The sequence below is a fragment of the Saccharothrix luteola genome (assembly GCF_020859565.1).
In the GTDB taxonomy this organism is placed as follows: domain Bacteria; phylum Actinomycetota; class Actinomycetes; order Mycobacteriales; family Pseudonocardiaceae; genus Actinosynnema; species Actinosynnema luteola.
Genome location: NZ_JAJHUO010000003.1, coordinates 20,737 through 41,514, shown reverse-complemented (window position 1 = coordinate 41,514; position 20,778 = coordinate 20,737). Strand labels below are relative to the sequence as shown.

Sequence of the window (20,778 nt, the reverse complement as noted above, 5' to 3'; positions counted from 1 at the left end):
GCGGACCTGGTGCGGTCCGCGGGTCGAGCGGGTCGACACGAGCCCGCTCCTGCGGATCAGCGGGAGGTCCGCCGATCGGCAGAGATCACACCCGACCGGGCGAGCGACAAGAAGCCTCCATTCGGAGCAACACGAGCCTCACTCGGAAACCTACTTCGTCGTTATCTCGTTGCCTGGCAACGGTTCGTGCGTGGCCACTGTGGACAAGCGCGCGGATCGCTCCGCCGTCGGCGTTCGTTACGTGACGAAGACGACACGGCGGCGGCGCGCGCGGACCGTCCGTCGACCGCCGGCCGAGCCGCGTGCCGGTCACGACGGCCGTGGCCTGCGCGACCCTGCTCGGTTGCTTCCCCCTGGTGGCCGCGATCAGCTCGCCCGGCGTGGACGAGGACCGGGTCACCACCTTCGGCATCGTGCTGAGGGTCGTGCCGGCGGTCGAAGGCGCGTGCTGCCTCGTGGGCGCGATCCTGCCGACCCGGCGGCGGCCCGCGGGCCGGACCTTGACCGCGGCGGCCGTCGCCGGCGCCCTCGCGTTCAAGTTGGCGATCTTCCCGCCGGGCGTCGTGGCTCCGGCGGAGCCGGCCGTCGCGATCCGGCAGGCCGGCGGCCTCGATCACCCACCACGCGCCGCCGCGGTGAGACGGCGACCAACGGGTCTGCCTCGGCACGCAAACCCGCTGGTCACTGGAAAGCGCTTACCCATCGGCCCGGAACCGCCGCGGGAAACTTGCTCGGACTGTCAGGCGCTCATGGGTACCGATGTGCTTGCCGGATCGATCACTGGTTGGTCGGCTTCAGCTTCATGATGATCTCGGACGCCTCCGGGCGGGCCCACAGGGCCGGGAACGCGTAGAGGTCTTCCTTGCTGGGCCAGCCGGTGAACTTCTTCGCGTTGTACTCACTGGTCGTGCCCGCTGTCAGGACCGGGATGTAGGGGATCGACTTCTCGATCTCGGTCTGGATCGTGTCCAGGTGCGGCTGCCGCGCGGCGGTGTCCTTCGGGTCCATGCCCTTCAGCGCGGCGAGCGCGGCGTCCACGGCGGGACTGGAGAAGCGGGCGAAGTTCGGGTTGGCCGTCTCGCCGACCTTGGCCGTGGTCGAGGTGCTGAAGAAGTAGGACGCGTTGTAGTACGGGTCGGGCGCGGGCCCCTGGCTGATCGAGTCGATCAGCAGCTCGAAGTTGCCGCGACCGCGCGCGTCGGCCCACTCGTTCCAGGACAGCTGCTGCGCGGTGACCTTGATGCCGATCTTCTGCAGCTGCTGGGCGATCGTGTCGACCGCGGTGATGTAGTCGGTCCAGCCGGCGACGACCTTGAGGGTCATGGTCAGCGGCTTGCCGTCCTTGGCGTAGACGCCGTCGCCGCCCTTGGTGTAGCCGGCGGCCTCCAGCAGCTGCGTGGCCTTGGCCTCGTCCGGCTGCATCGGCGCGACCTTCTCCTGCAGCTTCGAGGAGATCACGTCCTTGTCCCGTTCCAGCAGGCCCGCGCCGGGCGAGATCTCGCTGGACGTGTTCTCGAACGCCAGCGCGTTGACCTGGGTGCGACCGATCCCGTAGTAGATCGCCTTGCGCACCGCCACGTCGGTCTGCGTACCGTGGCAGCCCAGGGCGGCGTTGGAGCAAGTGAACAGGGCGGTCTGGTTCATAGGGACGGTGATCGCCTTGTAACCCGGGTAATTCTTCTCGACGTCGGCGATGTCCGGGACGGGGCCGGACTGCCAGTCGACCTTCCCGGCCTTGAGCGCGTCGGCGACCGCCTGGTTGCCCGACAGTGCGACGTAGCGGATCTTCTTCACCGCCGGCTCGCCGCCCCAGTAGTTCGGGTTCGCCTTGAGCGTGAACGACTGCGCCTTGAACTCCTCCAGCATGAACGGTCCGGTGCCGACCGGTTCCTTCATCGCGTCGTTGGCCGGGTTCGCGAGGTCCTTCCACTTGTGCTCGGGCACGATGACGGTCTTGCCGAGGATCTGCGGACCCTCCATGTAGGACGGTTCGGGGAAGCTGATCGACAGGTGCGTGTCGTCGGACGCGGTCGCCGTGCCCTTGTAGCCCGTTCCGTTCATGCTCGGGTTCTCGGTGATCATGTCGAGGGTGAACACGACGTCCTTGGCGCTGAACGGCTGTCCGTCGCTCCACTTGACGCCGTCGCGCAGCTCGACGTCCAACCGGGTGCCGTCGGCGTTCCACTCGAAGGACCTGCCCAGGCGCGGCCTGGGTTCGACGTTGCGGATGTTGTTGAAGAAGAACAACGGTTCGAAGATCGAGCCCGGACCCTCCAGCAGGGTGGGCGAGAACGGGTTGAAGTTCAACTGGAAATCACCCGCCGTGCCGGGCAGGAGGAGCGTGGTCTTGTTGTCGTCGGCACTGCTGCTCGGTCCGCCGCAGGCGGTCGCGAGCAAGGCGACCGCGGCCAGCGCGGCCGTCGCCCCGCGCAACCGCGAGGAGTGCCTTGCCTTCAGGAACATCGTTGATTCCTTTCCTTGCCCGGGACCGGGACGGGTACCAGTCTGGATCCTTAAGTGGACAAACAAAGGAAGTCAACACTTCGGCCCGCAACCGCCCCGGGCGGAGCAGCGCTCAGCTGACGCCGGCCCCGTGGACGGCGCCGGGCGCGGCGATCCGTTCACCAGCGGCCATGTCGGCCACGGTGTGGGCGCGGAGGTCCGGTCGCGGGCTGCCGTCGACCCGCGCGACGACAGCCCGCACGTGGTCCTCGGCGGGTGCGGCCAACCCGTCGTACACCGCTTGGAACACCTCGCGGGCACGTGCTCGCGGCCAATCGGGCGGCATGAGCGCGAGGGGCAGCACGGGGTCGAGCGTCGGGAAGCGGCGGTAGACGTCCATCACCTCGGTCCGGGCCCGGACGGCGTCCGCGCCCGTGACCTCCCGGGCGGGGCCGCGGGACCGCAGCGGCTCCCAGCGGTCGATGAAGGCCACGTACTCCCGCGCGATGGCGGCGAGGTCCCAGGCTTCGATCGGGTCGCGGACGACACCCGAGTCGAACTCCAGGTGCCGTGCCCGGAACGTGGTCATGGCGCCCGGCGTCGCCGCGACCAGTGCCGCGTGCGCTCGGGCGGTCAACACGTGCGGGGACACCCACACCCCGTCGTAGAGCGGGGCGTACCCCCGCCACCGCAGTTCGGCCCGCAGCGCGCTCCGCCGGGCCTTCTCCTCCACGGGCATGGTGAACACGACGATCGTCCACGATCCGTCCCACGAGTCCGGTCCCGTGCCGAACGTCGCGACGGTCCGGCCGCCGTTGACCAGGTCGGCCACGACGAGGTCGGCCAGCCGGTAGGCGCTACCGCGACCCTGACGACTGCCTTCGAGCACGCCCCGACGCGCCAACCTGCTGATCGCGGTCCTCGCCGCGCCGGTCGTGACACCGAACTCCCCCAGCAGGGTCAGGATCGCCGCCGTCGGCAGCCACGCCCGGGTGTGCACGGTGTAGTCGGCCATCAGCGTCACCGCCAGGCCCTGGGGAGAGCTGCCGCTCTGCCGGCGAGGGAGCCGAACCGTCTCGGCGGCGACGTCGGGAAAGATCTCTTCGACGTTGAACGGGCTTATCAAGGTGCGCTCCGGTCCAGGTCCGAGTGGCTCGTGCGGGCGCGGTGACCGGCTCGCGGCATGCCGCGTGCGCCTGTCGAGACATCGTTGACACTTCTCATGACCCGAGCCAGACTATGTGACACATTCGGCTCGCACCAGCCGGGCAAGGCGTGAACAGCAGCGTGAACAGCGACCTTGACGGCCGGGGCCGGCATCGTGGGGAGCGCGGCACCGCCTCCGCGAGCCCACCCACCTCCATGTGTGGCCGGGTCACCGGCCGAGCGCTTCGCCCACGCACAGTCTGTCCACTGCAATCGGCAGGAGGAACACCCGGTGGTACGAACTGAAGGCGCTTTCCACACCCCGCCCGAGACGTGGCGCTCGGCGGGTCGGCTGTGGGGGCACGGCATCGTGCTCGCCGCGGCCACGATCATGCTCGTGGCGTTGGCCGTCACGGGCGGTAGCCGCACGGCGTCGGGCGCCGAGAACCCCTACCAGCGCGGGCCGGACCCGACACCGGCCAGCGTCTCGGCCAACCGCGGCAGCTTCGCCACGACGCAGGTCAGCGTGCCCTCGGGCAACGGCTTCGGCGGCGGGATCATCTACTACCCCACCGACACCAGCCAGGGGAAGTTCGGCGCGATCGCGATCGTGCCCGGGTACACCGCCACCTGGGCCGCCGAAGGCGCCTGGATGGGGCACTGGCTCGCCTCCTTCGGGTTCGTGGTGATCGGCATCGACACCAACAACCGCAACGACTGGGACAACGCCCGCGGTCAGCAGCTGCTCGCCGCCCTGGACTACCTCACCCAACGCAGCTCGGTGCGCGACCGCGTCGACGCGACGCGCGCGGCGGTGATGGGCCACTCCATGGGCGGAGGCGGGGCGGCCTACGCGTCCCTGCAACGGCCCACGTTGAAGACCTCCGTCGGGCTCGCGCCGGCCAGCTTCTCGCAGAACCTCACCACCACGCGGGTGCCGACCATGTTGCTGTCCGGGCAGAACGACGGCACCGTCACCCCGTCGAGCGTGCTCAACCTCTACAACGGCATCCCGGCAGGCGTCGAGAAGGCGTACCTGGAGCTCACCGGCGCGGGCCACGGCTTCCCGACCTCGAACAACCCCACGATGATGCGCGTCGTCATCCCCTGGTTCAAGGTCTTCATCGACAGCGACACCCGCTACACCCAGTTCCTGTGCCCGCTGTCGAACGGGAACGGCATCCGGTCCTACCAGAGCACGTGCCCGCTCGTGCCCTCCACACCACCGACCAGTACCACCACTTCCACCACCACCACCACGACCACCACCACCACCACCACGACCACGACCACCAGCACCAGCACCACGACCACGACGCCGCAGCCCGGCGGCGCGTGCAGCGCGGTCTTCCGCACCACCAACTCCTGGCCCGGTGGCTACCAGGCCGAGGTCACGGTGACCGCCGGCGACTCGGGGGTCAGCGGCTGGACCACCCACTGGACCCTGGGCAGCGGCGAGTCCGTGAGCCAGGTCTGGAACGGCGCGCTCACCGTCAGCGGATCGTCCGTGTCGGTGCGCAACGTCTCCTACAACGGGTCGCTCGCGCCCAACAGGTCGACCACGTTCGGCTTCATCGGCGGCGGCGCCCCGCCCACGTCGCCCTTCACCTGCACCAGCCCGTGACAGCGTCCACCGGGGGCACGAGCGGGAAGGGCTCGTGCCCCCGGTGGCGTCGTGCCCCGACGTCAGGGCCGACGCGTTCGAGGTAGGCGATGAGAAACGATTCCTGGCTCTCGGGGTCACCATGGTCGCGCTCGCCGTGTCGTTCCTGGTGATCCAGGCGCGGCCGGCCGACGCGGCCGTGGGCCTGCACATCAGCCGCCATCACATCGTCGAGGCAGGCGGCCGGAAGTTCGTCATCCGGACCACGGCCGCGGGTGCAGCTCTGGCACGGCACCGAGGACGAAGCGCTGGGCTACCCCAACTTCGGCGAGGAGATCGACCAGTGGACCAACGTCCACGGCCTGTCGACCACGCCCACCTCGACCGACCAGCCGCGGACGAACTGGATCCGCATCCGCTACGGCGCCGCGGTGGAGGCGATCTCGCTGCGCGGTGTGCCGCACAACCTGTGGACCTCCGGCATGGCCCCGGAAGCCATCCGGTTCTTCGGCCTGGACCGCACCGGCCCGGCCACGACTCCCGGCGGTACGACCGGCTACACCTATGTGGGTGTGCAGTCGGGTCGTTGTCTGGATGTGTCGGGGCAGGGTCAGGTGAGCGGGGCGTTGGTGCAGTTGTGGGATTGCAATGGGCAGTCGAACCAGCGGTGGGTGTTGTCCAGCGCTCTGGCCGAGCAACTTGGTGTGGGCGTTGAGGATCGTGCTCGCGGGGATGGCGTTCCAGACGTCGTTCGTGCCCAGGTGCATCAGACCGACGTCGGGTCGGGTCGGGTCGCCGACAGCCAGCCCGGCAGCTGGTTCTGGTTGGCGACGTTGGTGGCCAGGTACCCGCCGTGCCCCTCGTTCTCGCCGTCGTAGGCGAACCCGCAGCCCGGTGCGGGCAGCGTGATGAGCGCTTTCTCATGGGGTGACCTTTCGGGACGGCGGCCGCACGCGCTCGATGGAAAGCGCTATCCAACTCATGCCTGCATGGCCGGTCAGACCGCTCGCGCGATCCCGGCGGGGTGGTCGATTCTTTTGGCACCAACGAGTTCGGCGCACAAGGACGTCTGAGCGACGGTACGAACGCCCCCGTCCCGCTGTCAACAGCCGGATCGAAAAAGTTTCGGAGGTCGTCTCAGTCGCGCCCGAACGGCGTAGCGGCGGCGTCACATCGGCCTGCACGCTGGAAACGTGCACAGCCTTCTGTTGAGCAAGTTCGCAGAAATACCAACGAACACAGCCTGTTTACACATGTGACACCCAAGAGATACTGTGCACGTTCACAGCGCGCCTCCTCGCCGCCCTCCGCCTGCCGCACCCTCCCCGGTCCCTGCCTCCAAGGAGTGCACCGCAGATGCCAGTGAACACCGGCCGAAGCCCCGGTCGACTCGCGAGGTGGGCGGGGATCACCCTGGCCGTGGTCTTCGCCGCGGCGACCGCGTCCGTCCAGATCGGACCCGCGATCGCCGCGGACAACCCGTACCAGCGCGGCCCGGACCCGACGCGGTCCAGTGTCGCGGCCTCGCGCGGCACCTTCGCCACCGCGCAGGTGGGCGTGCCCGCGGGCAACGGTTTCGGCGGAGGGGTGATCTACTACCCGACCGACACGAGCCAGGGCACGTTCGGCGCGGTGGCGATCGTGCCCGGGTACACGGCGAAGTGGGCCGCCGAGGGCGCCTGGACGGGGCCGTGGCTCGCGTCGTTCGGGCTAGTGGTCATCGGCATCGACACCAACAGCGCCAACGACTTCGACGTCGCGCGCGACCGGCAGCTGCCGGCCGCGCTGGACTACCTGGCGCAGCGCGGCTCGGTGCGAGGCCGAGTGGACACCACCCGCTTGGCGGCGATGGGCCACTCGATGGGCGGCGGCGGCGCGCTGAACGCGGCGCTGCGACGCCCGTCGTCGAAGGCCGCAGTGGGGTCGGCGCCGTACAAGCCGTCCGGGAACCTCGCGAGCGACCGGGTGGCGACCCTGCTGCTGGCCGGTCAGAACGACACCACCGTCACACCGTCTTACGTGGACGGCCTCCACCGCTCGATCCCCGCCACGACGGAGAAGGGCTACGTGGAGCTCAGCGGCGCGGGTCACGCGTTCCCGACGCGGGCGAACTCCACCCAGATGCGCGTGGTCACCCCGTGGTTGAAGGTCTTCCTCGACGACGACGCCCGGTACAGCCAGTTCCTGTGCCCGTTGATGGACTCGGCCGGGATCAACCGCTACGGGAGCACCTGCCCGCTGCTGCCGCCGGACGGCTCGACGGGGTCGTCCTCCAGCCTCGTCGGCTCGGGCTTTGGCAAGTGCCTCGACGCGGGCGCCGGGCAGGACCGGAGCAAGGTCACGATCACGTCCTGCACCGGTGGCGGCGGCCAGAAGTGGGTGTTCAACACCAACGGCACGATCACCGACCCGCAGTCGGGGCGCTGTCTCGACGTGGACGCCCGCGGCACGGCCGACAACACGGCCGTGGCGACGTGGACGTGCCACGGCGAGTCGAACCAGGTGTGGACCCGAAGGGCCTGAGAGCTCTTCGGCCGAGCCAGCACGAAGGAGCATCGATGAAGCTGTTCTCCAGGTTGTCGTGGGCCGCGGTGGTGACGACCGCGGTGGCCGGCGCCGTGGTCGCGCTCCCCGTGACCGCGGGCGCCGCGACGAGCCGGTACGAGGCGGAGTCCGCGCCCGCCGTCTGCGGCGGCGCCGTCGCCTCGAACCACACCGGCTACACCGGCACCGGTTTCTGCGACACGACCAACGCCGTGGGCAGTTCGGTCCAGTTCGTCGTGACCGCGACGACCGCGGGCACGGCGACGCTGTCATTCCGGTACGCCAACGGCAGCGGCGCGAACCGACCCGGCGACGTGAGCGTCAACGGGTCGGTGGCCCAGGCCGGGGTCGCGTTCGACGCCACCAGCGCCTGGACCACCTGGGCGACCAGGAGCCTGACCATCGTGCTGAACGCGGGGTCGAACACCGTGCGGCTGGCCGCGACGACGTCGGGCGGGCTGGGCAACGTCGACCACCTCGACGTGGTGACCGGTGACAACCCGGGTGACGACGGGATCATGCGCGGCGCGGACGTGTCGACGCTGCAACGGGCCGCGGACGTCGGCGCGCGGTACTACCACGCCAACGGCACCCAGGCAGACCCCCTGGACATCCTCAAGAGCGTCGGCGTCAACTACGCCCGGTTGCGGATCTGGAACAACCCGCGCAGCGGCTACAACAACAAGGACAAGGTGTTGCAGTACGCGCGGACGGTCAAGGCCAAGGGCCTCAAGCTCATGGTCGACTTCCACTACTCCGACACCTGGGCCGACCCGGGCAAGCAGTTCAAGCCCGCCGCCTGGGCCAACCACACCATCGGCCAGCTCCAGACCGACGTCTACAACTACACCTACGACGTGTGCACCAGCCTGAAGGCCCAGGGCACCACGCCGGACAGCGTGCAGATCGGCAACGAGATCAACACCGGCATGCTGTGGCCCGAGGGCCAGGTGACCAACGGCAACTACTACAACCTCGGCCTGCTGCTCAAGGCCGGGTACAACGCCACCAAGGCGTGCAACAGCGGCACCCAGGTGCTCATCCACACGGCCAGGGTCGAGAGCGGCGCCCGCGCGTTCTACGATGGCATCCGCGGCCAGGGCGTCCAGTGGGACGTCACCGGCCTGTCGTACTACTGCTTCTGGCACGGTGGCATGGCGAACATGGCGAACGTGGTCTCGGACATGAAGTCGCGGTACGGCAAGCCGGTCGTCATCGTCGAGACCGCGTACCCATTCACCACGACCAACCACGACAGCACCGCCAACGTCGTCACCACGACCTGCTCGGGCTACCCGGCGTCGCAGGCGGGGCAGCAGGCCAACTTCGCGGCCGTGCAGAACACCGCCCGCAACGCCGGCGCGTCGGGCGTCTTCTACTGGGAGCCGACCTGGTACGCGGTGGCGGGCAACGGCTGGAACCCGACCGACATCGCAAACTCCGGCAACGAGTGGGACAACATGGCCGTCTTCGACCGGACCGGCCGCCTCAACCCGAACATCCGCTGGCTGCCCTGACCCGAGGGGTGGACGCTCGTCGTCCACCCCTCCCTTCATGATCACTTAACCGGTCAATACCTCCGGGTGGCACGACAACGATGTCAACGACGACAACGTCCGGTTCGCCAACGGCGCCCTGGCCACGGTGGTGACTGGCGGTTCACCGCGGCTCCCGGTCACCGGCTCGAATCGCCCAAGCCCTACGTCCCCACGTCGGCGAGGAGAACTTCCGGGGTGGCCCCACCTGCGTCCACGGCAGCTTCTACGTCCAGCTCGACAACAACGGGACCCAGGCGCACCGCCGGATCACCACCCTGGACCGGTCCGGCGGGACCGCGACGTTCGCGCACGAACTCGACTGGACCACCCGGTCCGGCCCGGGCCTTCTTCACCGAGCGCCGGACGCTCGGGGCGCACCCGATCGGCTCGCGGACCTGGGTGCTGACCTTGGAGACGGAGATGACCAACGTCTCCGGGGCGGACGTGGCCATCGGCTCCCCCACCACCAAGGGACGGGAGAACGCGGGGTACTGCGGTCTGCTCTGGCGCGGTCCGCAGTCGTTCACCGGCCGCCACGACGGGTCAACCGACCGGTCACTCGTGCTCGTGGTCGACGACCGGGACAACCCCGACCACCCACCGCGGTGGTTCGCCCGCACCGAAGAGTTCGCGTGCCTCAACCCAGCACCGTTCTTCAGCCGGGAACTGACCGCCGAGAACAGCGCCACCACCCGGTTCCGGTACGGCGTCATCGAGGACCACCCGGAGGCCGTCCCGTGAAAGCCAGGTGACACCTCCGCCGCGTGAGTCGGCGAGAACGACCCCGGACGAGCCCACGGGCACGCCCCGCGCGAGAGCCGTCCCCGGCAGGGCAGGACTCACGAGACCTCCCGGTTGAACAGGCGGACGGACCAGCCGACGGCCAGGGCGCAGGCGGCGAGCATGACGACGCCGCCCTGCCAGACCGCGGGCGCGGTGAAGTGGCCGGTGAACAGGGCGCGCAGGGCGTCGGTGGCCCAGGCGAACGGGTTCCACCGCGCCACGTCCTGCACCCACAGCGGCGCCAGGGTCAGCGGGATGAGCACGCCGGCGAGCAGCGACACGGGCTGGCCGACGGTGTTGACCAGCACGCTCAGGCTGTTCTCGTTGCGCACCAGCAGGGCGATGGCGTAGGAGAGGGAGATGCTGAGCAGGATCACCAGCGACAGCAGGGCGTAGGACACCGCCAGGTCCAGCAGGTTCACCCGCAGCCCGAACGGCCACGCCGCGATGGTGATCACCGCCGCCTGGAACTCCAGCAGCGCCACGTGCATCAGCGCCCGGCCCAGCAGCAGGCCGGTGCGGCTGACCGGGGTGACCCGGCAGCGGTCGATGATGCCCGCGCGCAACGCGCTGAGCAGGCCGTAGCCCGCGTACAGGCCGCCGAGCAGGCCCATCGCCACGAACAGGCCGGGCACGTAGACGGCGTAGGCGTCGCCGTAGCTCTCCACGCCCCGGCCCGCCATCGCGACCTTGAGGAACGGCGCGAACAGCACCAGGAACGTGATCGGCTGGGCCAGCGTCAGCGCGACCACGGTGGGGTTGCGCGCCATGATCCTGGCCTCGAAGCTGAAGATCAGCCAGGTGTCGCGGAGCACCTTCACGCCGGCCGCCCTTCAGTCGTCCAGGGTGCGGCCGGTCTTGGCCAGGAACACGTCGTCCAGGCTCGGCCTGCGGGACTCGATCGCGCTCGGCTCGACCCCGGCGCGCAGCAGCGCGGCCATGATCGACGGGATGGCCGTGGCCGCGCCGTCCACGTACAGGCGCAGGGTCGTGTCGACCGCCTCCACGCCGCGCACGTAGGGTTGCGGGGTCAGCACGTCGGCGGCGCGGCGCAGCTTGTCGGCGTCGAGCTGACCCGCCTCGTCGGAGGACGCCAGGTCGACCGTCACGACGTCACCGGAGATCTCCCGCTTGAGGTCGGAGGGCGTGCCCTCGGCGACGATCAGGCCCCGGTCGATGATGGAGATGCGGTCGCACAACGAGTCCGCCTCGTCGAGGTAGTGCGTGGTGAGGAAGACGGTCATGCCGTTGTCGCGCAACCGCCGCACCTCCCGCCACATGCGCGCCCGGCTGGGCGGGTCCAGGCCCGCGGTGGGCTCGTCCAGGAACATCACCGACGGCCGGTGGATCACACCCAGCGCGAAGTCCAGCCGCCGGCGCTGCCCGCCGGAGTACGTGCGGACGCGGCGGTCGGCGAACTCCTCCAGGTCGAACGTCGTGATCGCGGCGGCGGCCAGCTGCTCGGCCTCGGCTTTGCTCCGGCCGTGCATCCGGGCCTGGGCCACGAGTTCCTGCCGCGCCGAGGCGTCGTCGTAGGTGCCGCTGGACTGCGCGACGAACCCGATCACGTCGCGGACGCGCGCGGGCGAGCGCACCAGGTCCACGCCGCCGATGCGGGCGCTGCCGCCGTCCGGGCGCACCAGGGTGGCCAGCATCCGCAGCGTGGTCGACTTGCCCGCGCCATTGGGCCCGAGGAACCCGAAGATCTCGCCCACGCGCACGGCGAAGTGCACGTCCCGCACCGCTTCCACGGCCTTGGCCTTGCGCCCGCGCTTGCGGTAGGTCTTGCGCAAACCGCTCGCCTCGATGACGAGGTCCCGCCGATCGCCGGCGGCGGCTCGGTCCGGCGCGGCGGGGTCGCGTGCCGACAGCGTGGGGCGGGTGCTCATCCGCTGAGGCTAGGTTAGCTGCGGCGCAACGACAATCACGCTTTCGGACGCGTCGGCGCACCGCCGCGGGGAGTCATCCGCGCGCCGACGTCCGCACCGGTCGGCCGCGCCGGGCGCGGCGTGTGCTCGCGGTCCACTTCGGGCCGGTGCGGGTGGCGCGGATCAGGCCGCCCGGTCGCGGCGCGATCCCGGCCAGGGCCACCGGCAGCGGTTCGGGTCTCCGCAGCCCGTGCACCGGGTGCACCACCCGCGTGGCGGACCGCAACGTCCAAACGGGGCATCAGGTCGAGCACCGACACCGGCTTGTGTCCACTGTGGACTACGGAACGCATTGACGTTCCCCAGGTCGCGTGGTGTGATCCCGACTGTGACCGCGCTCGCCGAGCCGGGCGGGTCGGTGATGGTCGGCGCGCACGACCGCGAACCGCGCTACCCCTGCCTGGTCGGGATCGAGGCGCGCTGTCCGGAACCGGCCGCACGACGAAGGAGCACTCATGATCCCCCTGTTCAAGGTCGCGATGTCCCCCACTGCACCTGCCCTCGTCGAGAAGGTCCTGACCAGCGGCTTCATCGGACAGGGCGCCAAGGTGGACGAGTTCGAGGCCGCCCTGGCCACCCGGGTCGGCAACCCGAAGCTCGCCACCGTCAACAGCGCCACCTCGGGTCTGCACCTGGCTTTACACCTGGTCACCGGCGGCGCGAGAGGCGAAGGCGGCGAAGTGCTGACCACGCCGATGACGTGCAGCGCCACCAACTGGCCGGTGCTGGCCAACGGCCTGCGCCTGCGCTGGGTGGACGTCGACCCCGCCAACCTCAACATGGACCTGGACGACCTGGCCCGCAAGATCACCCCGCGGACCAAGGCGATCATCGTGGTGCACTGGGCCGGCTACCCGGTGGACCTGCGGCGGCTGGCCGAGGTGCTGGACCAGGCGGAGAAGGTGCACGGCGTGCGCCCCGTGGTGATCGAGGACTGCGCGCACGCCTGGGGCGCCACGTTCGACGGCAAGCACCTGGGCAACCACGGCAACATCTCGGTGTTCAGCTTCCAGGCCATCAAGCACCTGACGGCCGGTGACGGCGGCCTGGTCGTGCTGCCGGACAAGGAGCTGGCCCGCCGGGCGCGGCTGCTGCGGTGGTACGGCATCGATCGCGAGACCAACGCGCGGTTCTCGTTCCTCAACGACATCCCCGAGTTCGGCTTCAAGTTCCACATGAACGACATCAACGCCAGCATCGGCCTGGCCAACCTGGACCACGTGGACGAGAACCTGGCCAAGCACCGGCGCAACGCCGCGCACTTCGACGCGGAACTGGCCGACGTGCCGGGCCTGGAGCTGACCGAACGCGCGCCCGACCGCGAGTCGTCGTGCTGGATCTACACGATCAAGGTCGACGACCGCGACGGGTTCATGCGCCGCATGGAGGAGGCGGGCATCATGGCCAGCCAGGTGCACGAGCGCAACGACGTCTACACGACGGTGCGCGAGTACGCCTCGCTGCTGCCCGGCCTGGACAGCGTGAGCGCGCGGATGGTGTCCATCCCGGTCGGCTGGTGGCTGACCGAGGACGAGCGCGGGCACATCGTGTCCACCATCAAGGCGGGCTGGTAGGGACGCGCGCCGCGCCGGGACCCGGCGCGGCGCCAAGGGCGTGTACCGAGGGACGCCCTACCTCCGGGAGCGCGCGAAGTCCACCAACCGGTCGTTGGCCTCGGCCGTGCCGACGGTGACCCGCACGCCCCGCCCGTCCAGGCACGCCACCAGGATGCCCGCGGCCTTGGCGTCGGCGGTGAACGCGGCGCTGTCCTCCCCCAGCGGCAGCCACACGAAGTTGGCCTCGCTGTCGGGCGCGGTGTACCCGGCGTCGCGCAGCCCGGCGACCAGCCGGGCGCGCTGCTCGGCCACGTCGGCGCACCGCCGCGACAGCTCCTCGGTGACGTCCGGGTCGAGCGCGCGCAGCGCGGCGGCCTGGCCCAGGGAGTTGGCGAAGAACACCATGCCGATCATCCGCGCGGCCATCACCCGGTCCGCGGGCAGCACCGCGTAGCCGACCCGCAGCGCGGCCAGGCCGTAGGCCTTGGAGAAGGTCCGCACCACGCACACGTTCGGGTGGTCGCGGTAGAGGTCCAGCGCGTCGGGGAAGTCCGGGTCGGTGACGAAGTGCCGGTAGGCCTCGTCGATCACCACCGGCACGTCGGCGGGCACGCGGCCGAGGAACTCCGCCAGCTCGGCGCGGCCCAGCGCGGAACCGGTGGGGTTGTTGGGGTTGCAGATCAGCACGCACCGGGTGGCGTCGGTGACGGCGTCGGCCATCGCGCGCAGGTCGTGCCGGTAGCCGTCCATCGGCACGAGCACGCTCTTCGCGCCCGCGTTGGCGACGATCAAGGGGTAGCCCTCGAACGACAGCGCCGCGTGCACGACCTCCGGTTTCGGCCCGAACGACTGCACCAGGTGCTGCAACAACCCGGCCGAGCCCGGTCCGACGAGCACCGTCTCCGGGCCGACGCCCAGGTGCCGGGCCAGCCCGGCGGTGAGCGCACCGGCCAGCCGGTCGGGGTAGCGGTTGAGCAGCGCCGCGCCCTCGGCGACCACCTGCCGCAGCGCGGGCAGCGGCGGGTAAGGCGTCTCGTTCATGGACAGGTCGTGCAGGCGGTCGGCGTCGACGGCGGTCATCTGACCTCGCTTCCCCTCGGGTCGGCCGCGTGCGGGTCGTGGGCACGCCGGTCGGCGAGCACGCCCAACTGGTAGAGCCGGTCGACGAACGTCAGCGGCCGGACGTCCGTGCCGGACATGTTGCCCGCGGTGCGCCGCAGCAGCCGGGGGTTGGCCGCGGTGCGGCGCATCATCCGCGCGCCCAGCAGCCGGGGCGCGCCCGACAGCGCGGTGATCATGCGGGCGGCGTTGTGGCTGACCTTCGCGATGTGGTCCAGGCTGGGCCGCCGGGCCGCCTCGTACGCCGCCAGCGCCTCGTCCACCGCCGGGTCCCCGTCCACCGCGGACCACCCTCCCAACGCCTCGGCCAACGCCTCGGCATCGGCGAGCGAGCTGTTGACGCCCTGAGCCGCCATCGGGTGCACGGCGTGGGCGGCCTCGCCGACCAGCGCCAGGCCGGGCACGGCCAGCCGTCCCGCCCGCAGCCGGGACACGCCGAACAGCTGCCGGCGGTGCAGGCTCGCCGCCAGCGCGGGCGCCAGCGGCGCGAGCGCGGGCACCTCGGCGAGCACGCCGTCGACCCAGCGGCCCAGCCCGGCCAACCCCGTGGCGCGGAACTCGTCGGGCACGACCTGGACGTAGAGCCGGCAGCGGCGGCCGGGCAGCGGGTAGACCAGGCGCAGGCCGCGCGCGGTGCGGTAGGCGGTCACCTCGCCGGGCACGTCCGCGTCGGCCACGTCGAAGGCCAGCAGCCGGTGCGGGTACTCGTCCCGGTCGACGGCGATCCCGGCGTCCTTGCGCAGCGCCGAGGACATGCCGTCGGCCGCCACGACCAACCGCGCGCGGACCTCGCCGCCGTCCGTCGCCACGCCCGCGACCCGCCCGCCCTCGCGCAGCACCCCGCCCACGCGCACGCCGCGGACGATCTCCACGGTGTCGGGCAGCGAGCGGGTGATCGCCGCGCACAGGTCCTCGTAGGACGCGCACAGCACCTGCCGGTGCGGGCCGGGCAGGGTGCCGTACTCGACGGTCAGCAGCGCGGCGCCGTCACCGTCGCGGATGGCCAGCCGGTCCACCGGGCGCGCGTCGGCGGCCTTGAGGTCGTCCAGCGCGCCCCAATCGTCCAGCACGCGCACCGCGCCGGGCTGGAGGATCTCGCCCTTGGCGGTCGGCGCGGGGGTGCGCCTGCGGTCCAGCACCAGCACCCGCAGGCCGGTCCCGCCCAGCGCCCGTGCGGCGGCCAGCCCTCCCGCGCCCGCGCCGGACACCACGACGTCGACGGTCCCCGGGAGCGTCATCGGACGGCGGCCCGGTACTCGCCCAGCGCCTTGAGCGCCACGGCCTGCGTGATCACGCCGTTGGCGTAGCGCATGTGGTGGCGGATGTAGTTGCACACCCGCGTGGGCTCCCACCCGCCGTCGGTTTTGGCCACGGCCACCAGCCAGGCCGCGCCCCGGTCCACCGCGTCCGCGCCGGTTCCCGCCGCCAGCAGCGCCTGGACCGCCCAGGACGTCTCCTCGACCGAGCCCTCGGTCCCGTCGCCCGGGCCCCACGAGCCGTCGGGCAGCTGGGTGCGCAGCAGCCAGTCCACCGCCTTGCGCACGACCTCGTGCCCGCCGTGCCCGGCCCGTGCCAGCGCGCCGACCACGACGGCGGTCCCGGACGTGTGGTCGCGGTACCACAGGTTCTCGAACGTGCCGTCCGGGTTCTGCGCGGTGAGCAGCCACGCGGCGGCGGAGGCCACGGCCGGGTCGTCGGCGGGGCGGCCCGCGTCCAGCAGGGCGTGGACGGCCTGGCTGGTGATCGCCGGGCACGGCCCGTCGTTGGCGAGCTTGGTGTCGCGCACCCACAGGCTCCACGAGCCGCGCGTGTCCTGCCGCCCGGTCAGCCACTCCAGCCCGCCGCGCAGCTCGGCGTCCTCGGCGGCGCCGGGCAGCCCGGCCAGCGCGCTGAGGATCTCGGCCGACTCCAGCACCACCGGCCAGCCGCGCCGGGTGGAGAAGCTCCAGCCGCCCGCCGGGACGTCCAGGATCGTGAACGGTTCGGTGGTGCGGGCGGCGTGCAGGAAGTCGCGGGCCGCGCGCAGCCGGGGGTCCGCGGCGTACCCGGCGGCGACCAGGCCGGTGGTGGCGTAGCCGGTGCGGGTCAGGTCGAGGTTGGCCACCGCGTCCCACGCGCCCTCGGGCCGGACCGCCGCACGCAGCCGGCCCGCGATGGCGGCGGCGATGTCGGGCGCCTCGCCGGAGCGGGCCAGGCCGAGCAGCACCAGGGCGGCCGGCCACGGGTCCTCGCTGAGCGCCCCGGTGCGACCCTCGTGCTCGTACACCGCGCGGACCAGTCGCAGCGCCGCCGGACGGGCCAGGCGCAGGGTGAACCGGCGCACCGGCCCGGTGGGCAGCAGGCCGTCCTGCATGAGCGCCAGGCCGACGAACGGCGTGGTGCGGAACGAGATCAGCCGCCGCCGCACCTTGTCGGCCAGCACGATCTCCAGCGGCAGCCGCCGCAGCGCCCCCGCCTCGGTGGTCAGCCCGGCCAGGGTCAGGAACTGGCGGCACATCAGCGCCACCGCGCGGTCGGTCACCGCGTCCACGCCGCCCAACGCGGCCAGCGCGGCACGCCCGGCGGTCACGGCCGTCGCGCTGCGCTCCGGGGAGACGACGTGCAGGGCGGCGGTGGCGATGGCGGTGGGCACGGCCTCGCTGGGCGCGCCGTCCACCCCGCCCCAGCCGCCGTCACCGCGCTGCCGGTCGCGCAGCCACGCCGCGCCGCCCGCGACCAGGTCGGCGTGGGCGACCGGGTCGGCGGCGTGCAGCGCCGTGATCGTGCCCGCGGTGCCCAGCACGGAGGCGGGCGGGTCGTCGGTGAACGCGCCGTCCGGGCGCTGCCTTGCCAGCAGCGCCTCCGCGCCGCGCTCCACGGCCTTCGCGACGTCGACCTGCGACACGGCTGTCATGTCTTGTCCTCCAACGGGATCAGGCGGCGCGAGCGGACCTCGGACGACCGGGACGTGCCCAGCTCGTGGCTGCTCCGCATCGCCGACTGCGTCCACCATGTCAGCGCGGCCAGCGGCAGGACCAGCCCCAGTTGCCAGCCGACGCCCAGGCCGAGGCCGACGGTCGCCGAGGCGAGCACGAGCCGTTCGACCACGAGCACTTCGTGGCTCCGCAGCGCGACGACCACCGGCACGTCCGCGCGCCGCCGGACCAGGGGCGCCAGCGCGAGCACGCCCAGCGCGGCCACGACGGCCAGCGTCACGAGGTACGCCGTCCGGTCGCCGACCGCGGCCAGCAGCCCGCCCACCACCGCCGCGCCGATCACCGCGACGTACAGCGCGAGGACCGTCCACACCGCGAAGGGCATGCCCCGGCGCACCGGCAGCGTGTCGTAGCCGCCCGCGCGGTCACCGTCCACGTCGCGCAGCGTGCCGACCAGGTTGGACGTCGTGTCGTGCAGCCAGAACACCGCCGCCAACGCCACCACCGCGGCGATCCCCGACGACGGCCACGTCCCGGCCACGCACACCCCGTACACCAGGGCGATCGCGCCGAGCGCGCCGCGCACCAGGTTGCCCGCGATGCCGCGCGCCTTGGCCCACCGGCTGTAGGCGACGATCCCGAACACGCCGAGCGCGGCGGCCAGCAACGTCGGCCACCCGCCCAGCACGGCGATCGCCACCACCACCAGCATGCACAGCACACCGCACGCCCGGGCGACGCGCGGGCTCAACCGTCCCGACGGGATCGGTCGGTGCGGTTTGCCGATGGCGTCCAGGTGCCGGTCGAAGTAGTCGCCCAGGTAGTGCCCGCCGAGCCAGCCCGCGGTGGGCGCGGCCCACGCCGCGAGCAGCCGCCACGGGTGCCCGGCCGCGCCGCCCAGGACCGCGCCGCCGAGCCCGACCAGCCCGACGTACCAGAGCGTGTAAGGGCGCCACGTCTCCACGTGCGCCCGGACCGCCGCGCCGAAGCCCACGTCCTCACCCCCGGCCGTCCGGCGGTGCGCTCACCGCGCCCCGCTCGTGGTCCAGCGCGCGATGTCGGCCAGCGCGGTCGCGTGCGGCGACGGCGACAGCCCCGCCAGCCCGGCCAGCGCCAGCTCCACGTGGGACGCCATCCGCCGGTGCGCGCTCTGCACCGCGCCGGAGGCCGTCACCAGGTCCCGGACCCACCGCACGTCGCCCTCCCGGGCGGCACGGCGGCCCAGGACGTCCCGCAGCTCCCGCCGATCGGCCTCGTCGGCCGCCTGGTAGGCCAGCAGCACCGGCAACGTGGGCCGTCCGTTGAGCAGGTCGCTGTCGCCGGGCTTGCCGGTCTGCTCGGGTGTGGCGACGAAGGCCAGCAGGTCGTCGCGGATCTGGAAGGCGATGCCGACGTTCTCGCCGTAGGAGGCCAGCATCGCGCCGGTGTCCGCGCCCGCGCCGCCCAGCGTCGCCCCGATGTAGCAGGCGGCCCGGAACAGCGCGCCGGTCTTGAGGCGCACCATCTCCTCGTACCAGCGCGCGCCCTCCTCCGGGTCTCCGACGAGGCGCGACTCCAGCACCTGGCCGCGGCACAGGTCCCGGCCGACCTCGGCCAGCTCGCCGACCGCCGCCACCACGCGCGCGGGCGAGGCCGACCACGGTTCGTCCACAAGGGACTCGAACGCGCTGAAGATCAGGCCGTCACCCGTGACGATCGCGTTCGGGACTCCGTAGGCGGCGTGCACCGACGGCCGCCCGCGGCGCAGGTCGTCGCCGTCGATGATGTCGTCGTGCACGAGGGTCGCGGTGTGGACGTACTCCAGCGCGAGCACGGCCGCGGTGACGCGCAGCGGGTCGCCGCCGACGGCCTGCGCGGTGTGCAGCGCCATCAGCGGGCGCAGCAGCTTCCCGGCCGGCACCAGGGCGAACCGCGCCATGGAGGCCAGTTCGTCGGTCGTCTCCGGCCAACGGCGGCGCAACTCCTCCTGGAGGAGCCGTCCCGACTCGCTGCGGGCCAGACCGTCGAGGAAAGTCCGATACTGCGGTGAGTCGGAAACGGTCATGCGCGTCCGCCCTTCGACAGGCGACAGGTTTGGCGCTCAGCGTGACGGTAAGGCGCGGGGAATCCCGCGGCAAGACGGCGATCAGCGCAACGCCGCCCGGAACTCCATGAGCGCCAAGCCATCCGAGCCATCGAACGTCCGCGTCGGAGCCAGCCCGACCGACGCGGCGAGCGCGTCGTGCGCCGCGCGGTCGCGCTCCCGGCCGCCCACCTCCACGAGCATCCGGAGGTCGAACGGCGACAGGTGCGGCACGTGCGGCTCGGTGGGCAGCACCTCGACCACGAGCACTCGTCCGTCCGGACCGGCCGCTTCGGCGCAACGGCGCAGGATCGTCGCGGCGGCAGCGTCGTTCCAATCGGTCAGCACGCGCGAGACGACGTAGACGTCCGCGCCCGCGGGCAGCGGCTGGAAGAAGTCGCCCTCGACCGTCCCGACCCGATCGCCCAGGCCGCTCTCGGCGAACCGCGCCGCCGCCGTGGCCACCGGTTCGGCCCGGTCCACCAGCATCCCGCGCAGGTGCCCGTGCGCGGTCAGCAGCTCGGCCAGCAGCGCGCCCGACCCGCCGCCGACGTCGGCCACCAGCCCCACCTCGGGCCACGGGTAGAGCTTCGCCACCTGCGGCGCGGTCGACGCCTGCAGGCCCGCCATCAGCCGGTCGAAGTGCGCGCGGTACTCCGGGGTCGCGTCCAGGTCGGACCAGAAGTCGCGGCCGTGCACCGACGCGTAGCCCGGTCCGCCCGTGCGCACCGCGTGCGGCAGGCCCAGCGCGGCCAGGTCCATCCGCGCCGGGAAGCCGTCCAGGTCGAACCTCGTGCCGTGGCCGGTGTCGCCGCGGTCGCGGAGCAGTTCGCCCAATCCGGTCAACGCGAACACGTCCGGGGAGACCTCCGCGAACACCTCGCGGTGGGCCAGGTGGCGCAACAACCGGCCCAGCGCGTCGCGGTCGGCGCCGCAGCGCTCCGCCAGCGCGGTCAGGTCGGTGGTGCCGTCGGCGATCAGGTCGGGCACGCGGAGCGTGACCGCCGTGCGCACGGCCATCGGGGTGACCAGGTCGGTGAGCGCGTCCAAGCGCTCCCCTGCGTTCTCGGGCGCCATCGGCGCAGGGTCCGTCACCCGCACCACCGCAGTCAACCCGTGGACCAATGCCGCCGCGTGGCACA

18 protein-coding genes are annotated in these 20,778 nt (G+C 72.0%); 7 read left to right on the top strand and 11 right to left on the bottom strand.

Annotated elements, in window-relative coordinates:
• Positions 1-356 precede the first annotated feature (356 nt).
• Complete coding sequence (locus LNK82_RS03630; protein WP_230565477.1) at positions 357-806, top strand: hypothetical protein; 450 nt, start codon at positions 357-359, stop codon at positions 804-806.
• Here LNK82_RS03630 and LNK82_RS03625 read toward each other — a convergent pair.
• Together LNK82_RS03625 and LNK82_RS03620 are read right to left on the bottom strand one after the other, a co-directional pair.
• Positions 778-2,463, bottom strand: coding sequence for an ABC transporter substrate-binding protein (locus LNK82_RS03625; RefSeq protein ID WP_230565476.1), 1,686 nt, complete (start codon positions 2,461-2,463; stop codon positions 778-780). The two genes, LNK82_RS03630 and LNK82_RS03625, sit on opposite strands and share 29 nt — an antisense overlap.
• A gap of 112 nt (positions 2,464-2,575) precedes the next feature.
• Positions 2,576-3,568 (bottom strand): PaaX family transcriptional regulator, encoded by a 993-nt coding sequence (locus LNK82_RS03620; RefSeq protein WP_230565475.1) that lies wholly within the window; start codon positions 3,566-3,568, stop codon positions 2,576-2,578.
• Between the two features lie 312 nt (positions 3,569-3,880).
• On the opposite strand from LNK82_RS03620, the gene LNK82_RS03615 reads away from it, so the two are divergent.
• The 5 genes from LNK82_RS03615 (at position 3,881) to LNK82_RS47575 (ending at position 10,014) form a co-directional block, all read left to right on the top strand.
• Complete coding sequence (locus LNK82_RS03615; protein WP_230565474.1) at positions 3,881-5,212, top strand: poly(ethylene terephthalate) hydrolase family protein; 1,332 nt, start codon at positions 3,881-3,883, stop codon at positions 5,210-5,212.
• A gap of 254 nt (positions 5,213-5,466) precedes the next feature.
• Positions 5,467-6,069 carry an RICIN domain-containing protein gene (locus LNK82_RS03610; protein WP_230565473.1) on the top strand — a complete coding sequence of 201 codons (603 nt, stop codon included), beginning with the start codon at positions 5,467-5,469 and terminating at the stop codon, positions 6,067-6,069.
• Between the two features lie 478 nt (positions 6,070-6,547).
• The gene (locus LNK82_RS03605; RefSeq protein ID WP_230565472.1) at positions 6,548-7,714 is read left to right on the top strand and encodes a poly(ethylene terephthalate) hydrolase family protein; all 1,167 of its coding nucleotides are present in this window, start codon (positions 6,548-6,550) and stop codon (positions 7,712-7,714) included.
• A 35-nt stretch (positions 7,715-7,749) separates the two neighbouring features.
• Entirely contained in the window at positions 7,750-9,252 is a 1,503-nt protein-coding gene (locus tag LNK82_RS03600) for a glycosyl hydrolase 53 family protein (RefSeq protein ID WP_230565471.1), read from the top strand.
• Positions 9,253-9,318: 66 nt separating this feature from the next.
• Complete coding sequence (locus tag LNK82_RS47575; protein ID WP_308257150.1) at positions 9,319-10,014, top strand: DUF6807 family protein; 696 nt, start codon at positions 9,319-9,321, stop codon at positions 10,012-10,014.
• A 98-nt stretch (positions 10,015-10,112) separates the two neighbouring features.
• On the opposite strand, the gene LNK82_RS03590 is transcribed toward LNK82_RS47575, so the two are convergent.
• The 3 genes from LNK82_RS03590 to LNK82_RS03580 all read right to left on the bottom strand — a co-directional run bounded on the left by LNK82_RS03590 (position 10,113) and on the right by LNK82_RS03580 (position 12,180).
• The gene (locus LNK82_RS03590; protein ID WP_230565469.1) at positions 10,113-10,877 is read right to left on the bottom strand and encodes an ABC transporter permease; all 765 of its coding nucleotides are present in this window, start codon (positions 10,875-10,877) and stop codon (positions 10,113-10,115) included.
• A gap of 12 nt (positions 10,878-10,889) precedes the next feature.
• A complete protein-coding gene (locus LNK82_RS03585) occupies positions 10,890-11,945 on the bottom strand; it encodes an ATP-binding cassette domain-containing protein (RefSeq protein ID WP_230565468.1) in 1,056 nt (351 codons plus the stop codon).
• A 73-nt stretch (positions 11,946-12,018) separates the two neighbouring features.
• Entirely contained in the window at positions 12,019-12,180 is a 162-nt protein-coding gene (locus LNK82_RS03580; protein WP_230565467.1) for a hypothetical protein, read from the bottom strand.
• Positions 12,181-12,439: 259 nt separating this feature from the next.
• Here LNK82_RS03580 and LNK82_RS03575 point away from each other — a divergent pair, with 259 nt between their 5' ends.
• Complete coding sequence (locus tag LNK82_RS03575; protein WP_230565466.1) at positions 12,440-13,558, top strand: DegT/DnrJ/EryC1/StrS family aminotransferase; 1,119 nt, start codon at positions 12,440-12,442, stop codon at positions 13,556-13,558.
• A 57-nt stretch (positions 13,559-13,615) separates the two neighbouring features.
• On the opposite strand, the gene LNK82_RS03570 is transcribed toward LNK82_RS03575, so the two are convergent.
• The 6 genes from LNK82_RS03570 to LNK82_RS03545 all read right to left on the bottom strand — a co-directional run bounded on the left by LNK82_RS03570 (position 13,616) and on the right by LNK82_RS03545 (position 20,713).
• Positions 13,616-14,620: a histidinol-phosphate transaminase gene (locus tag LNK82_RS03570; protein ID WP_230565465.1), complete on the bottom strand. Its 1,005-nt coding sequence runs from the start codon at positions 14,618-14,620 to the stop codon at positions 13,616-13,618.
• Complete coding sequence (locus tag LNK82_RS03565) at positions 14,617-15,897, bottom strand: FAD-dependent oxidoreductase (protein WP_230565464.1); 1,281 nt, start codon at positions 15,895-15,897, stop codon at positions 14,617-14,619. Before LNK82_RS03565 ends, LNK82_RS03570 begins: the two co-directional genes overlap by 4 nt.
• The gene (locus tag LNK82_RS03560) at positions 15,894-17,552 is read right to left on the bottom strand and encodes a prenyltransferase/squalene oxidase repeat-containing protein (protein ID WP_230565463.1); all 1,659 of its coding nucleotides are present in this window, start codon (positions 17,550-17,552) and stop codon (positions 15,894-15,896) included. Before LNK82_RS03560 ends, LNK82_RS03565 begins: the two co-directional genes overlap by 4 nt.
• Positions 17,549-18,568, bottom strand: a complete 1,020-nt coding sequence (locus LNK82_RS03555; protein ID WP_230565462.1) for a UbiA family prenyltransferase — start codon at positions 18,566-18,568, stop codon at positions 17,549-17,551. The genes LNK82_RS03560 and LNK82_RS03555 overlap by 4 nt, the downstream gene beginning before the upstream one ends.
• A 30-nt stretch (positions 18,569-18,598) precedes the next feature.
• The gene (locus tag LNK82_RS03550) at positions 18,599-19,618 is read right to left on the bottom strand and encodes a polyprenyl synthetase family protein (protein ID WP_230565461.1); all 1,020 of its coding nucleotides are present in this window, start codon (positions 19,616-19,618) and stop codon (positions 18,599-18,601) included.
• An 81-nt stretch (positions 19,619-19,699) separates the two neighbouring features.
• On the bottom strand, positions 19,700-20,713 hold the full coding sequence (locus tag LNK82_RS03545; protein ID WP_230565460.1) for a methyltransferase: 1,014 nt from the start codon (positions 20,711-20,713) through the stop codon (positions 19,700-19,702).
• Between the last annotated feature and the right edge of the window lie 65 nt (positions 20,714-20,778).

Bases quoted from the DNA above. Each gene is read 5' to 3' on its own strand.
- LNK82_RS03565 (WP_230565464.1), bottom strand. From the start codon at position 15,897: ATGACGCTCCCGGGGACCGTCGACGTCGTGGTGTCCGGCGCGGGCGCG.
- LNK82_RS03585 (WP_230565468.1), bottom strand. From the start codon at position 11,945: ATGAGCACCCGCCCCACGCTGTCGGCACGCGACCCCGCCGCGCCGGAC.
- LNK82_RS03570 (WP_230565465.1), bottom strand. From the start codon at position 14,620: ATGACCGCCGTCGACGCCGACCGCCTGCACGACCTGTCCATGAACGAG.
- LNK82_RS03550 (WP_230565461.1), bottom strand. From the start codon at position 19,618: ATGACCGTTTCCGACTCACCGCAGTATCGGACTTTCCTCGACGGTCTG.
- LNK82_RS03605 (WP_230565472.1), top strand. From the start codon at position 6,548: ATGCCAGTGAACACCGGCCGAAGCCCCGGTCGACTCGCGAGGTGGGCG.
- LNK82_RS03600 (WP_230565471.1), top strand. From the start codon at position 7,750: ATGAAGCTGTTCTCCAGGTTGTCGTGGGCCGCGGTGGTGACGACCGCG.
- LNK82_RS03545 (WP_230565460.1), bottom strand. From the start codon at position 20,713: ATGGCGCCCGAGAACGCAGGGGAGCGCTTGGACGCGCTCACCGACCTG.
- LNK82_RS03625 (WP_230565476.1), bottom strand. From the start codon at position 2,463: ATGTTCCTGAAGGCAAGGCACTCCTCGCGGTTGCGCGGGGCGACGGCC.
- LNK82_RS03560 (WP_230565463.1), bottom strand. From the start codon at position 17,552: ATGACAGCCGTGTCGCAGGTCGACGTCGCGAAGGCCGTGGAGCGCGGC.
- LNK82_RS03575 (WP_230565466.1), top strand. From the start codon at position 12,440: ATGATCCCCCTGTTCAAGGTCGCGATGTCCCCCACTGCACCTGCCCTC.